Source organism: Priestia sp. FSL H7-0729 (assembly GCF_038005685.1).
GTDB lineage: Bacteria > Bacillota > Bacilli > Paenibacillales > Paenibacillaceae > Paenibacillus.
In genome coordinates, this window is sequence record NZ_JBBOTQ010000008.1 from 64,491 (window position 1) to 80,017 (window position 15,527).

A 15,527-nucleotide genomic window follows, 5' to 3' on the forward strand; every position below is an offset into this window, starting at 1 on the left:
ACCACCTTTACAGATTCTACACACAACAGCATTATTGTGCTTGTTTCGGAGGTTGATTATTCAGGACATGCGGGATGTTACCACTTGTTCACACAAAGAAGCTGCCTGCGCGTATTTGTGCAAGACAGCTTCTTTGGCTCAATATGTCTACAACTAGAATAAATTAAAGTGCCGTAATGCTGCTCCGCCTTTGAAAACAATATACAACTCTTTTACCTTATGTGATGCCTCAAGCAAAGACTGGACCGTTGTCCACTCCATATCTTTCCCGTTCACACTGCCTCCAGGTCCAGGAACTTCACACACACCAAGCAGCTCACCCTCCAGTCCTCCAGAACGAATCTCCAGTCGACCCTCTTGCCCAAAAGCTGCCACTCTGGCTTCAAATCCTTGCACTTCCTGAACACCATTATGGTGAAAAACGATCCATGATGACTGACCCTCTCGATATAAGGGTTCTTCCCGAGTGATGGCCCGAACTGCCGAACGTCCTTCCAAACATTCATCCAACAGAACACCTGCACAAGCATCATAATTCTCAGCAAAGGTAAGCAGATGCAGCGGACGATCAGGAATCGTCTCACCTTCAATCTCAATATCAATCGACTGGCGGATATCTGCGGAAGAACGCCCTGCCCGAATGGCCCAGGTCGCTGTCTCCAGGCAGTATCGATCTCGGGTAACATCCCATAACGCCAGCTTCTGAACAGGGATCTCGAAACTTACCGTAACACGCGTCCCTGCTTTAATATGAACACGACGGAAAGCAAGCAGTTGCTTCTGAGCTCGTTTCACACGCGAGGTATGTGAAGATCCATAGATCTGAACGACTTCATCACTGTCACGTTCACCCTTATTGTTTACCTCCACTTCAATCTGCAATAGATCTGTGGCGGTGGCCTTCGTTGGAGCACTGCGAGTTACACGAATATTTTCATATTCGAATTCCGAATAGGTCAGGCCATGACCAAATGCATACTGAACCGGTCCTTGGTGATACATATAGGTCATGCCACGCTGAATGATGTCATAATCCATGATGTCAGGAAGCTGGGATTCATCTGCATACCATGACATATTCAACCTGCCCGCCGGCGCATAATAGCCTAACAGCACATCTGCGAGCGCATTCCCCAATTCCTGACCTGCATGAGTCATATAAATAATTGCCCGGGCTATACCTTTCAGTTCCTGCAGAGCAAATGGATAACTGCCCATGATGACAACCACCGTATTAGGATTAACCTCACACACAGCTTTGACAAGCTCAACCTGACTCGGTGGAAGCAGCAGACTTGGGCGGTCAATTTCTTCTTTGCCGTTGATGTACGGGCTGTTGCCTACAACAACGACAGATGCCTGACTGCTTCGTGCAGCTTCTACGGCTTGTTCGATTCCGCGTGTCACCGTATCAATATTAAATCCTGTAGCTTGTTCACCTTGTGAGGGAAGTGGCGATAAAGCAGATTGTCCCTGATATTCGCTCAATCCAATGGGGATACCGTTCCACGTCCGTAGGGTGTTACTTCCATCCGATAGAGGATCTATTCGAACAACTTCCTTCACAAACCAGCCGCCAATCTCCGGTGCGTTTGCCTGATAAATGCCTTGCTCGGTTAAGCTAACGTATCGGTTATTGTTCACACTTCTCAGCGTATGACTTCCCCAGCCCCAATCTTGATGCACGAACTCAGCTGCAGGTGTACTGCCCTCTGGTACAGCGACGAGTGTATCTTCCACACCCAAGGTTATAACTTGTCCGTCTGCTGTCTGGAGCTGAATACGGTCATTGCCATCCGTGTACGTTACATCGGTTTGGGGTAGTCGATTACGCAATCCATTCAGGACGGATACACGATAAGGCAATGTGCCACTGTACCAATCGGTATAGACCACATCGGCAAGCGGTCCAATGACACTGATCTTCTGTAATGCTTCTGGCTCTAAGGGAAGCAATCCATCATTTTGGAGTAAAACAATGGATTCGGCAGCGGCACGATAACTAAGTTTGGCATGCTCGGGTGCACATAATACCGACTCGGGGATAGACGCATAGGGGTTGCGTCCAGATTGATCCAGTTGTCCAAGTCGCATCCGTACACCAAAAATGTTACGAATCGCTCGGTCCAAATCAGCTATCTCCAACAAATCCTGCTCAAGAGCATCTTCCAGAGCAGATACGACAAGATCAACCTCATCCGTGAGACAATCCACCCCTGCCTTCAACGCACCTGCTGCTGATTCGGCATGACTGGTGTGATAACCGTGATAGTTCACCGTCTGAGACAGATCCCCCCCATCACATACAATAAAACCTGGCATTGCCCACTCGCCCTTAACCACATCATTCACATATGGACTTTCAATGGCAGGTGTACCATTGATGGAATTGTAAGCTGTCATCATGGACAAAGCCCCACCTTCCACAAATGGCGTCTCAAAGGCTTTTAAATAATATTCCCGCAGATTGCGCGGATCGATGCTGGATGAACAATTCAGCCGATCTTTCTCATTATTATTGGCAAAAAAGTGTTTCAATGTCGCGACCATTTTCAGATAAAAAGGATCATTTCCTTGCATGCCTTTGACGAGTGCTGCCGACATCTCTCCTGTGAGGACTGGATCTTCCCCGTACCCCTCTTCCGTTCTGCCCCAGCGTGGGTCACGTTCCAGATCAACCGTGGGTGCCCACAAGGTTAACCCGTGAACCTCAGGATTACGGTGATGGTATGCCCTCGCCTCATCGCCAATGACTGAACCAATCTCTCGCATGAGTCTCGTATTCCAGGTACTGGATAGACCAAGAGGTTGCGGAAATACCGTTGCCTCCCCTTTCCATGCAACCCCGTGAGCAGCTTCGCCTCCAACGTTGTAGGCTGGAATGCCCAGTCTTGGCACAGCTGCTTCACGTGTAGGAATTAGTCTGATCTTCTCTTCCGTTGTCAATCGTGCAATCAGGTCATCCAACCTTTCCTCAAGCGAAAGTGACGCATCCCACATCGGGTATTGATGATACTCCTTCATCCTTCATTCCTCCTGCGAATTAGTGATGTCCAAGTTGCTTCCATTGCTTCAGTAACTCCAGCGTACGTTGGCGATACTTCTGACCATCTTCAGGTTGATTGACCTGATGTTCATGCACGTAGGCATTAAAATACGACGACAGCATTCGGTACGCAAGCCTGCGTGCCTGTCCTTCAGCTGACGGGTCCAGAGGACGATCATATCCTTCATGAAAAGCCACCGATTCTGTCGACAATATGGCCTCATACTCCCTGTCAGCAAACATGGAACGATCCCCGTCGATGATAGCCGCAATGTTTAACTCACCCTTTTCCTCATGAACAAGTACATTTGCTTCCCACAGGTCATTATGAACCAGTACTGGACGGATCACCTGATCAAATAAGTCTTTATTTTTCATGAAAATAGCGGCGATCTCTTCCCCCACACCTGGCATATACTCGGCTTGTGCCGCTTTAAGTGCCGTTTCTTCTGCAAAAGAGTGCAGCACCTCGGACCATTGTTCCGAGCCTTTAATCGTCCCATCTCCTTGCGGCCAGCCAAACGATGCACCCTCGATCTGATGCATGATGGCGGTATACACCCCAAGCTGATGGTACAATCGTTCTTTATCCATGTCTGAAATCGATGCGTGATCCAGCTGCTTACTCGGAATAAATGCCATAAACATGTACGTTCTTGGAATGATTGATCCGCTATCATCACAGGCGATAATATTTGGAGCTGGAATGCCTGCCTTACGGTAATATTCATATACAATCGGTTCAGCCGCCATCATGGTACGTTCGAACGAAAAAAGGGAATCACTCGCAGCACCAGCCGCCATCTCTCCCCGCTCTGGAGCCAAACGTAAAATCACATCCGTATAGAGTGCATGTTCAAGTTGAATCCGATAGGTTGTATTAAAAAGTCCACCTTGCAGGAGTCCAAACTCCTTCACTTTGGTATCGCTTCCAAAATGAATATCTACCAATTGATGCAGCATCTCAGCTGATATCGTACAGTGCAAACCCGAATTCATCGTACTCATTTCATTCAATCTCCTATCCTTGTAGACAAACAGACGGCACCTTGCGGCACCGTCCTTTCGTCTACTCTATCATGTTACAGTTGGATTGTAAGTGAGGTTGCGCCTGTAGCTGCCGTAATAACAACACCAGTTGCACCAGACACTTGGGAACCCCCTTCAACGCTGGATACACTTTCAATACCGCGAAGTACGATGTTCCAAGGTTTACCTGCACCTTCAGCATGAACATCCAGCACTGATCCATTACGTGTAACGTTAACTGTCAGTTCCTGTTCAGCAGCTTGGTTCACAACGACAGCTTGAGCCGTTTGACCATCAGCCAGTTCGAACAAGTGCAGGGACACATCATTGGCAAAGTCGTAATCCGGTTTGTTATCCACAGCACCCACAGCGATCAAGCTGTTTGGTTTAACCATCATTGGCAGCGTTTTGAAGTCATGGTTTTCACTGATCCAGCGTCCACCTTGTACTTTCGCTCCTGTCAGATAGTTCGTCCAAGTTCCTTCAGGCAGGTAGTAACGCACATCGCCTTCCTTATTGAAGATTGGAGCCACCAGAATCGAATCACCGAACATGTATTGCGTATCCAGGCTGTATGTTGTTGGGTCCTCTGGGAAGTCCAGCAGCATAGCGCGCATCATCGGAATACCTTTTACCGTCGACTCTACCGCAGAATTGTACAGGTACGGCATCAGGCTGATTTTGAGTTTCGTAAAGTCACGAACAACATCCACGGATTCCTCGTCAAACAACCAAGGCACACGATACGAAGTGCTGCCATGCAGGCGGCTGTGTGAAGATAAAAGTCCGAATTGTACCCAACGTTTGTATACGTCAGGGCTTGCTGTGCTTTCGAAGCCGCTGATATCATGGCTCCAGAATCCGAAACCGGAAAGCCCAAGTGAGAGTCCACCGCGAAGCGATTCAGCCATGGATTCATACGTGGAAGAGCAGTCACCGCCCCAGTGAACCGGGAACTGTTGACCACCGGCTGTTGCAGAACGTGCAAACAGGGCAGCTTCGTTTTTGCCAATTTTCTCTTCGAGCAATTCAAATACAGCTTTGTTATAGAGCTGTGTATAATAGTTGTGCATTTTAACCGGATCAGAGCCATCGAAGTACACGACATCTGTCGGAATTCTTTCGCCGAAGTCCGTCTTGAAGGAATCTACACCTTGATCCAGCAGGACTTCCAGCTTGCTCTTATACCAATTCACAGCATCCGGATTCGTGAAATCAACCAGAGCCATACCTGCTTGCCACATATCCCATTGCCATACGCTGCCATCGGCTGTTTTGACCAGATAACCGTTCTCCAACCCTTCATCGAACAAGTAGGATTTTTCTGCAATATACGGGTTGATCCAAGCACAGATTTTGAGGCCCTTTTCTTTCAGACGTGCAAGCATGCCTTCCGGATCCGGGAACATCGCTTCATCCCAGACGAAATCAGACCATTGGTATTCCTTCATCCAGAAGCAGTCAAAGTGGAATACAGACAGCGGAAGATCACGTTCAGCCATGCCATCTACGAAATGGTTAACGGTTGCTTCATCATAATCCGTTGTGAATGATGTTGTCAGCCACAGACCAAATGTCCATGCTGGTGGAAGCGCTGGTTTACCAGTTAATTTCGTATAATTATCAAGTACATCCTTTGGATTGTCACCGCCGATGATAAAGTACTCCAACGTCTCGCCCTCTACGCTGAATTGCACTTTAGATACATTCTCGGATGCAATCTCATATGATACGCGTTCCGGATGGTTTACAAATACGCCATATCCTTTATTGGACAGATAGAAAGGAATGTTTTTGTAAGACTGCTCACTGCTTGTACCGCCATCTTCATTCCAGGTATCTACGATTTGACCATTTTTAACAAACGGTGTGAAGCGCTCCCCGAGTCCGTAAACGTATTCACCAATACCGAGATCAAGCTGCTCACGGAAGTACGCTTCCTTGCTCGGACCTGTAATATAACCAGCCGCTCGTTGACCGCTACCTGTAATCCGTTTTCCTCCATACAGGAAGCTAACGTCCCACCCGTTTGTTTTGTCGATCTGAACTTCCAGGTTACCGCTTTTCAACACAGCACCTTGTTCATGTTTCGAGATGTCAACGTTTGCATCTTGCGTATTAAGCTCAAATACAGGGCCTTTTTTCACTCCGCCTTTATGGTGATTCAACGTTACTCGAATAACGTTAGGCATAGGTGAGCTGTACGTTGCTTTCAGCAATGTACCGTTCAATGTGTCGCCTTTGCTACGAATATATTTAGTTGCCGCATATACGGTCAAGGAATTTTCTTTTTGTACAATATCACGAATGTCAGTCGGGTTTTGAATCTGATACCCTTCACGAGTCATCCAGAATCCATCAGTAAATTTCATGTTTTCTTTCCCCCTTTGGTTATATTATAATAATATTGATATTAATAATGAATTTCTTCTCTTATTTTGACCAATTATATCACGATTTTGATAATAACCATCCGTTTCTTGAGCATCAACACCAATCTATGGAAACGATTACATTAATGACGATAGAAAAAGGAGAATCGGATATGGAGCGTGAACGATTACGGGAAGACCGGATTCACGGCAATGCCATGTATCCAGTCAGTGTGTACCCGGATATTCAGCAATTGAATGGAGACAGCATTCTGGATTGCCACTGGCATGATGAGATGGAGTTCACTATGGTGACCAAGGGCTGCGCTGTCTTTCAGATCGATATGAACACCGTTGAGGTTCAAGCTGGAGAAGCCATTTTCATCAATCGAGGCGAGATACATGCGGGGTATCTGAAGGGTGATGTTCCCTGTGTATTCTCTTCCATTGTATTTAATCCCGAGCTGCTTGGCAGCCGTACTTTCGATACGGTTCAGGAGAAATTCATCGGTCCACTGGTGCGCAAAATGGTGATTCCCCCCAATCAGATTAAGGCAGATGAGGATTGGGGACACGAAATCCTGGATCTCCTAAAACGTATATTTGCCGACCATGCTGCCCGTACCGAAACGTGTGAAATGTCAACAAAAGCGTACCTGTACCTCATATTTGCCCGCATGTTCGAACATATGAGTACCGCTCCGCTCAAAGGCACTGTTGCAACAGGGAGTCATGACAAGGTAGAGCGGCTGAAATCCGTGCTCGGATATATCCACAAGCGTTATCCTGAACCATTGAAGCTGAAAGAACTGGCCGATGAAGCCAATATGAGCGAAGGACACTTCTGCCGTTTCTTCAAACAGATGGTGCAGAAAACCCCGGTTGATTACATTAACTATTACCGCGTTCAACAAGCCTGCGTCCAGCTTGAGAATACGGATCACAAGATTGTTGATATCGCCATGGATGTGGGTTTTGAGCATCTGAGCTACTTCATCACTACGTTTAAAAAGCATAAGTCCACTACGCCTTCACAGTATCGCAAAATGTTCTATGAGAACGTGGCTATGGAATCTGCTTTGGTTCAGGTTTAGAAGAAGAAGGTGCCCACAGCTATTCAGCTGTGAACACCTTCTTTATTAACACTCGTGAATCACTTTTTCAGCGTCTTCCAGGAAGTGTACTCATGTACGGAGAAACCGTTGAAGGACGCATGTACTGAAGCCATTTTTTCGACCAACTTCAATTGTGCTTCCATATAGGCAGATCCCTCTTCATAAAAAGTAATAAAATCACCTTCCTTACTTTGCTTCGTTTCCACAGCTATGGAGATCGTTTTGCCAAGCAGAGCCGCTTCTGCAAGTTCATCCTTCGCTACACTATAGATTGCAGCAGCTGTATCACGGTAAGCCATAATCGTGATGGAATCAAACTTGCGAATCATCCAGCTGCTTACCGCCATCGTTGAACCCGGAATTTTGTAGTTATCCAGCCAGAAAGGCAAGTCAGCCGCTACCGGCATCTTCATACGTGAGGCTCTCTCAACAATGTACTCCACATTGCCTTGCCACTGGGTAATCACACTTGCTTGATTGATTTTCCATTGTGGGTGCACATGTGGTTCAATATCCAGATGAATACCGGCAAATTTCTCATTGGGCAACGCCTGTGCTTGATATGCCTCGATCCAGTCCAGGAAAGATGCAATCTGTCCCCGACTTTCAGTCAACCCCCAAGCTGATCTTCCATCCATAACATCAACCGCAATATTTTTGGCTCTCGCTTGGCGAATAAAACTTTTATACTCAGGAATTTTTATATCCCGGTTCATCTGAAGATAGATCGTATTGATCTTGTTCGCTGTGGCGTAATTTAACACCTCTTGAGGATTACTTCGGATCTGGGTGGTATCCCACACCCATGTCGCTCTCACGGGTGCATCAAGTTTTCCATGAATTGTTGCATAACTGTCGACTGAACCATCCGCAATGGCTTTGGAAGAACAGGCTGTGCTCGCACACAGGATCAAACAACTCAGCAATACGATAAAACGGTAACCTCTTTTGCTTTTCATATTTATACACTCCCTCTGAAGTTATCAGCTCTGACGTGCAAATCTGGATGAAATTGTGTCGTTTCATATTCATTTAATGGAACCTTTTTAGGTACGACGAATTCGGATTGCTTCTATATGCAATATCATCTTTAAGACTTACGACGAAAGAATCATATAACTATATTTCGGGAATTCGTAGTTCTGTATGTATAGTTCAAAAGTCACAATTATTCACTATATTCTAAATCAATCCTTTTTTCAGCATGACTTCGGTCATTATTGTCATATGTGCACCAAGATACAGAAGACCCAGAAAGCGGTTTCTTCCAATAAGCACAAAAAACCGCCCTAAGGCGGTTTTGCATCTATCCTATTTTTATGCTCTATTCGTCATTTTCAATCATTCATTGCCCGGTGGAACTACCATTGTATTGTCAACCACTTCATCGAAAAGGGACACCAGTTCAATGCCTTCTGCCGAGATCCGCACAAGCCCCTTGTCGGACAATCGTAATTCTGGAATCACCACCAGTGCAAGCAAGGAAAGGGTCATAAACGCATTATTCAACGTACATCCCGCCGACTGCAATGCTTCACTGACTGCTGCCGATTGGGCTGCAACGACTTCGAAAGACTCGGTTGACATTAAACCTGCAATCCGCAGCGGGAACTCAGTTACACCTGCTGCTGTTACTACAGCTACCCCGCCTTGCATGCGAATAACACGGTTACCAGCTTCAGCCATCAGGGCATCATCATTACCGATAATCAACAGGTTGTGACTATCATGAGCCACCGTCATCGCAATTGCTGCAGGTGATGTGAAGCCAATGCCTCCAACAAGAGCAACCGCCCGATTCCCGGTTTGTTTGTGACGCTCCAATACCGCGATTTTGCATACTTCCCCGGAAGTTGAAACCACAACCTTACCGTCCTGCACCGTGACAGGCAGGTGTTTCTCCTTCGTATCCACATGATTCTCTGTCACATGAATGATCTTGGCACCAATCGTACCTTCTGCAATCGGTGCAGCAAGTTCCAGATCTTCTGGCTGAATATTAGCTTCCAACTTCACCGTGTTCAGCGCTTCCTCCGGGTATGTGAAGCTGTCCCAGACCGCCGTCATTTTCCCGTTCTCGGCTACGACTTGCCCGGCAGCAATTGTCATGCCCACACGTACATCAGCCAGTCGGCCGTCCAGCAGAATAATATCCGCTATATTGCCCGGAATAACCGCACCAATGTCGCGTGCAACCCCGAACCGCTCAGCCGTGTTAATGGTAGCCATCTGGAAAGCCGTGACCGGCTTCACACCTTGGGAAATGGCGAGACGAACAACAAAGTCCATATGCCCTTCTTTGAGCAGGGATTCAGAACTTCGATCATCCGTTACCAGCATCATCCGGCGTGTATCCAGTCCAAGCTCAGTACAGGCTTTGATTGTCTCAGCCACATCATGCCATGCCGAACCTTGACGCATCTTCGCGTACATCCCGAGTCGCAGACGTTCGACCACATCTTCTTTAGTCACACATTCATGATCCCCTGTAACCCCACTCGCTGCATACGCTGGCAGACGCCAGTCATCTGCAGCCCAGGTAAAGTGGCCATCAGCCACTTTACCTGCCCGGAGGGTCGCCTGTATCTCACCGATCATCGTCTCGTCCCCGTAGACTACTCCAGGAAAGTTCATCACTTCACCAAGACCAATCATGTCCGGCCCCCAGGAAAGAGCCTCAGCAACCTCTTCAGGGCCGATATAAGCACCTGTTGTCTCCAGTCCTGGATGGGTGGAAGGCACACAGGAAGCCACCTGCATATAAGCAGCCATCGGGGTGGTTCGCGCTTCATCCAGCATCAGTCTCAGACCTTTGAGACCAAGCACGTTGGAGATCTCATGCGGGTCAAAGAAACCTCCAGTTGTGCCTGAAGGCAATACCGCTCTCGCAAACTCGGTTACTTTCATCTGTGTACTTTCGATATGGCAGTGTCCATCCAGCAAACCAGGAGCGATATACTTACCGTTCGCTTCAATAATCCGGGTATGTTCTCCGATGGTGTGGCTTACATCTTTACCGACATAAGCGATTCGAGCTCCCTGTACAGCTATGGACATCTCAGGTAAAATCTCACCGGATATCACGTTTACCAGCGTTCCTCCCCGAATGACCAAAGTCGCCGGCATATCTCCCCGTGCTGTAGCGACCAGATTCGGTACACAATCGGCCATAAGTGGCCGTTCAAAAGATGATTTGTTCATAGTATTGCCTCCTTTAATAAACGACCAAAAAAAATATATTGTTACGATTATATGAGTCTAGACCTCTTGTGTAAAGAAAAATCACATCCATTGTGCTTGAATACAAATTATGAAGTCATATTTATCCACTGAACCCAATCCTTACGAATTCACGTTAGATATTTTCATTCAATATGATCACCTGTATGGTTAGAACCTCAACATATATACTTCCCTCGTTAAGTTAGCTTTTTCCGGATATGTGTATCATATACAGAAAAGGCTCCCGTTCCATCGAACGGAAGCCTCTTTATTCATATTATGAACTCGTTATGTCAGTCCACCTGTGCAGCAGATACCTGGTCAAGCTCATACCATTCTTCCGACTGGGAGGTAATGAACGGACTCGGTGTACCTACGCAGTAAACGTGCAGCAGATGCATCGCTCGTGTACAAGCCGTATAGAACAACTTGCGTTCATGCTCATGCGCGTACTGCTCCGCAGAGCCGTCATAGATCAGGACAGCATCGAATTCCACACCTTTGGCCAGATACGCCGGAATGACATGAACACCCTGCTCAAAAGCCAGCGTCGTTTTCTTGATTAACTTCGGTGCTGTCGGCAGTGTCTTACTCAATGCAGCATGTACGTCTCTGCTCTCTTCGGCGGTTTTACAGATCACTGCAACTGATTCATACCCTTCCTCAATCAAGTGCTTGAGGTCTGTCGTGATGACGTTCATATGACGCTCGGAATCAGAAGAAACGATCACTTTAGGCTTCTCGCCGCTACGGTTAAATGGAATAATCTCTTCCCCACCAGGCACCATGCCACGAGTAAATTCCACGATCTCCCGGGTAGATCGATAGCTCCTGGTCAGCTCAATCACTTCCGTGTTGTCTGGGCCGTACAGGTTAGTCAATGGTCCTGTTCCACTAAGGACTGAAGAGTGGGCATAGATCGCCTGATTGAAGTCACCGAGTGCTGTTATTTTCGCCCGAGGGAATAATCTCTTCATAAATGCCAACTGAAACGCAGAATAATCCTGAGCTTCATCAATAATGACATGACGAATATTGGAGTTAATATGGAATCCAAGCATGAGCTCACGCAGGTACAAGTATGGCGTAATATCTTCGTATGCCAACTCCTGGAGCTTCAATCTGCGTAAAGTCATCCTACAGATCTCATCCCATTGGGCAGGCAACGCCTCGTCACCCAGTAGTCGTACCATCTGACCCTCATCGTTGAACAGATGTGCATATAATTGTCTAATATCAACGAATCGCAAGGACTTGATCCATTTCCGCAACGGTTTGAGTCGGTCACTGACCACCATACGGGCCAGAATTTCTCTTTCTTGTTCGAAGTCATTAAACGTATGCGTCTTTCCCTTTTGCTTGCGCTTTAACCGTTGGTATGCACGTTGCAGATCCTCCGGTTCCATCAGATCAAGCTGCTGATCGACCCAAGGCGCTTCCAGTTCACCTTTACCAAAGGCAGACAGTTCTTTCAGCATCCAGTCTCGCAACATCTCCAGTCGGCTGACCAGCTTAACGGATGACTCAAAACTGTAGAATTTCTCAGCCATAGCCTCTGACGTGACAATTGCTCGGCCCTGGAAGCGAACCGGCTTGAATTTCATGCCACCTGACAGCATGCTTTCCTTATATCGCGTAATCACTTTCAGAAAAGATTCCGATGACTTGAACTGGATGCTGGACATGCGAACATCATAATCGGGATCTTCCGTTCCCGTAAGTACATATTCGAGCTGAATAAACGGATCTTCCAGTTGATATTCACGACCCAAACGGCGCTCCAGATACTCCTGGAAGGTCGTTTGCAACATATTTTCCTCCCCAAGCTCAGGCAGTACAGTGGAGACATAACTGTTGAACATTGGATTTGGTGAAAAAAGAACCATCTGATCCGCTTGCAGATGCTCGCGATATTTATAGAGAAGATAAGCCACACGCTGGAGTGCCGCGGATGTTTTGCCACTGCCGGCTGCACCTTGAACAATAAGCATACGTGTCCGGTCATTGCGAATAATCCGGTTCTGCTCCTTCTGAATGGTTGCTACAATACTCTTCATCTGTGCATCCGAAGTACGACTGAGCACAGCCTGCAACAACTCATCACCAATCGTAACTCCCGTGTCAAACATGAAGCGGATACGTCCGTCCCGAATGACAAACTGCCGCTTCATCTCGATATCACCGCTGATCTCCCCGCTTGGTGTACGATATGTGATTGGGCCCGGTGCCCCGTCATAATACAGGTTAGAGATTGGAGCACGCCAGTCGTAGACCAGAAAGGATTCCTCTTTCTCGTCTAATAACGATGCGATACCCAGATAGATGCGTTCCGAGTTCGGATAACCGTCTTCCTTGAAATCAATACGGCCAAAATACGGCGAATGATGCAGTCGTTTCATTTTGTCCAGGGCAGCCGCTGTATTCAGATGGCTGCGCTCACGATCGGACAGGACCTGTGACTGCTGCCGCATACTGGTTGAAGTCTCCCCGACATCATCCGCTTCACTGAAGTTCATTGTGACTTCATCCCAGAAGTCTTTTCTCATGCCAACCACTTCATCACGGAAGGAGCCAACTTCGTCTTCTAACGTTGTGATCTTCCGTTCAATCTGGTCGGTCACCGTATTGACCCGTTGTTGTTCCTCATTCCATTGCTGCTCTGTACTCATATGTTAATAGCCCCTCTTTCCCCGGATTGTGTCCTCAAAATCCCATTTGACAAGCCCGAAAAGGCAATGGTATAATTATTAGAAAGTAAACATTTTAATCATATGTTAATTAGTTCTAATTTTCTGAAAACCATTTTTTATTGTACCAGTGACAACGTCCCGATGCAAGCGGAGGCGTTTTTTGTTGTTTTATTCTTCATTATTACCCAATCACTGGGTCCTCAACTGATAAAACTGCTTATACCTACTTTCGTAATTCCTCAATCGTCTCTTGCCAACGTGTAATCGCTCCACGTTCATCTTTTAATTGAAAGGTTATTCCTGAAGTGATCTCCGCATATGGCGCGTGATCCACACGTACTTGGAGCACCTGCGCTTCAAAACGATCTCTCGGATGAACAGCCCCCCTCATCTCAGGCAGCAATTCTACTTCTATACGGATATGCAGCAAGCGATGTCCTTGAACCGCAATCAAGGTAGCCTTGCCTGTTTTGCTCATGTTCATACTGGTCTGTGTACCTTGCCACAGAGCAAGTCTTAGCTGTCGGGGACTTATCGCAATCACTTCCCCCATACTAATCATCGCCTGATGCGGCCACTGATCCTCGGATACGGTCAGCAGTTGCATGGCTTCATGTTGTTTATGCTCCAGATTTGTCCCACTCAACCACTCCATCAGTTCAACGTCCAATTCCTCTATAATCATGTCTATCCCTCAGTTCGTTAAAATTCATTCATATTCATTCAAGCGTTCATGCGATTAAGTCCTATGTATGACAAAACAACCCGGACACGATTGTCCGGGCAATGTTGTAGTTCTATTGTATATGATCGTGAAGCAGGTACGCAATTCGCATCTAAGGCCACTTGAGCCAATTCAAGATTTTGTCCTGTGATTCTTTGTCTTCACTGGAGCTATGCACATGCTCGGCAAGTCGGTTCAGACGTTCCAACTGATATCCGTAATCATAGATCGCGGCAGCCACGATCGATAATCGCAACATTCCTTCCTTGTCGATATCAAACTGGGTGATCGCCTGCTCCATGAAATGGTCATTATCCAATACAAACTGTGCGGCCTCTCCCCCATTAGGTTTAAGCTTATCCTCGAACTTGAGCAGTGCATGCTCATGGAATTTGATAACCAGTTCAAGATGTGAGTCAAAAAACTGATCCATGGCCGTTGTCCGCGGTGCCTGGAAATAGTGACGTTCCACCGAATCCAGCACCTCATAGCCTTTTTGCAGACTCAGCAGCATTTGTTTGTAGACTACCATCTGCCGAGTTTCGCTGAATTTCGAACGTTTCATCTTTTTCTGTTCCTCTTCGAACAAGTTATACTTGTCGGACAGAGACTTAATTGAACCGCCCAGGTTGCTTTTCTCCTCCCGGAATACGACTTCCTTAATCTCATCCGAAATAGAGGTTCGCAGAAGCAACGACATGCCGCTGAACACACTCTGGATCTGCTTCACGAACTGAATCTTCGGTTTCGGAGGAAATACCGTAATGTTGATGAGAAACGCCGATACAATACCAACCAGTGTCAACAGAAAACGATTGAGTGCAAAATGCCAGTCACCCGAAGCTTCCATAATGGATACAACCGTGACCAGTGTCAGGCCAACCGTCTCACCCATATTCAATTTAAGACAAATCATGATGACAAGTACTATAATTAATCCAACAGCGATTGGCTCATTGGACAACACCATGCCTCCGACCAGGGCCACAATAGCTCCGAGCGTGGTGGTCTGCAGCTGATCCAGAAAATATTTCCAGGAACGATAGATGGAAGGCTGCATGGCGAATATGGCCGCGATTGCGGCAGGCACGGGAGATTGCGGGTTCAAGAACAGGCTGCTTAGGTACAAGGCAAGCGTGACCGCGATCCCCGTCTTAAGTACACGTGCACCAAACGACATGGTGGTGACTCCTCCTCTTTACCGAACCTTTAATTTTACATTTGATGATCATTTTCATTATTACCCCATATTTCTTTTTTTGCCTGAATTCATTCAGGAGAACGATTTATTGTACCATGTAAGGTGTTCCGTTGCCATGCCATAAGTCA

Annotated in this window: 9 protein-coding genes; 1 reads left to right on the plus strand and 8 read right to left on the minus strand. The window is 46.9% G+C overall.

Going from position 1 to position 15,527, the window contains the following annotated elements; all coding sequences use genetic code 11:
• Window positions 1-153 precede the first annotated feature (153 nt).
• The 3 genes from MHH93_RS18355 to yicI all read right to left on the minus strand — a co-directional run bounded on the left by MHH93_RS18355 (window position 154) and on the right by yicI (window position 6,447).
• Window positions 154-3,024, minus strand: coding sequence for a glycoside hydrolase family 3 C-terminal domain-containing protein (locus MHH93_RS18355; protein ID WP_500055182.1), 2,871 nt, complete (start codon window positions 3,022-3,024; stop codon window positions 154-156).
• Between the two features lie 19 nt (window positions 3,025-3,043).
• Window positions 3,044-4,054, minus strand: a complete 1,011-nt coding sequence (locus MHH93_RS18360; protein ID WP_500055183.1) for a phosphotransferase family protein — start codon at window positions 4,052-4,054, stop codon at window positions 3,044-3,046.
• A 74-nt stretch (window positions 4,055-4,128) separates the two neighbouring features.
• Window positions 4,129-6,447, minus strand: coding sequence for an alpha-xylosidase (gene yicI / locus MHH93_RS18365; protein WP_500055184.1), 2,319 nt, complete (start codon window positions 6,445-6,447; stop codon window positions 4,129-4,131).
• A 173-nt stretch (window positions 6,448-6,620) separates the two neighbouring features.
• Here yicI and MHH93_RS18370 point away from each other — a divergent pair, with 173 nt between their 5' ends.
• Window positions 6,621-7,541, plus strand: a complete 921-nt coding sequence (locus tag MHH93_RS18370) for an AraC family transcriptional regulator (RefSeq protein ID WP_500055185.1) — start codon at window positions 6,621-6,623, stop codon at window positions 7,539-7,541.
• Between the two features lie 59 nt (window positions 7,542-7,600).
• Here MHH93_RS18370 and MHH93_RS18375 read toward each other — a convergent pair whose 3' ends face one another.
• From MHH93_RS18375 to MHH93_RS18395, 5 genes are all read right to left on the minus strand, one after another.
• Window positions 7,601-8,521: a hypothetical protein gene (locus MHH93_RS18375; protein ID WP_500055186.1), complete on the minus strand. Its 921-nt coding sequence runs from the start codon at window positions 8,519-8,521 to the stop codon at window positions 7,601-7,603.
• Between the two features lie 382 nt (window positions 8,522-8,903).
• Window positions 8,904-10,763, minus strand: coding sequence for an adenine deaminase (locus MHH93_RS18380; RefSeq protein ID WP_500055188.1), 1,860 nt, complete (start codon window positions 10,761-10,763; stop codon window positions 8,904-8,906).
• A 314-nt stretch (window positions 10,764-11,077) separates the two neighbouring features.
• Entirely contained in the window at window positions 11,078-13,453 is a 2,376-nt protein-coding gene (helD, locus tag MHH93_RS18385; RefSeq protein ID WP_500055190.1) for an RNA polymerase recycling motor HelD, read from the minus strand.
• 244 nt (window positions 13,454-13,697) lie between these two features.
• Window positions 13,698-14,159: a pyridoxamine 5'-phosphate oxidase family protein gene (locus MHH93_RS18390; protein WP_500055191.1), complete on the minus strand. Its 462-nt coding sequence runs from the start codon at window positions 14,157-14,159 to the stop codon at window positions 13,698-13,700.
• Between the two features lie 151 nt (window positions 14,160-14,310).
• Window positions 14,311-15,378 (minus strand): FUSC family protein, encoded by a 1,068-nt coding sequence (locus MHH93_RS18395; RefSeq protein ID WP_500055192.1) that lies wholly within the window; start codon window positions 15,376-15,378, stop codon window positions 14,311-14,313.
• Between the last annotated feature and the right edge of the window lie 149 nt (window positions 15,379-15,527).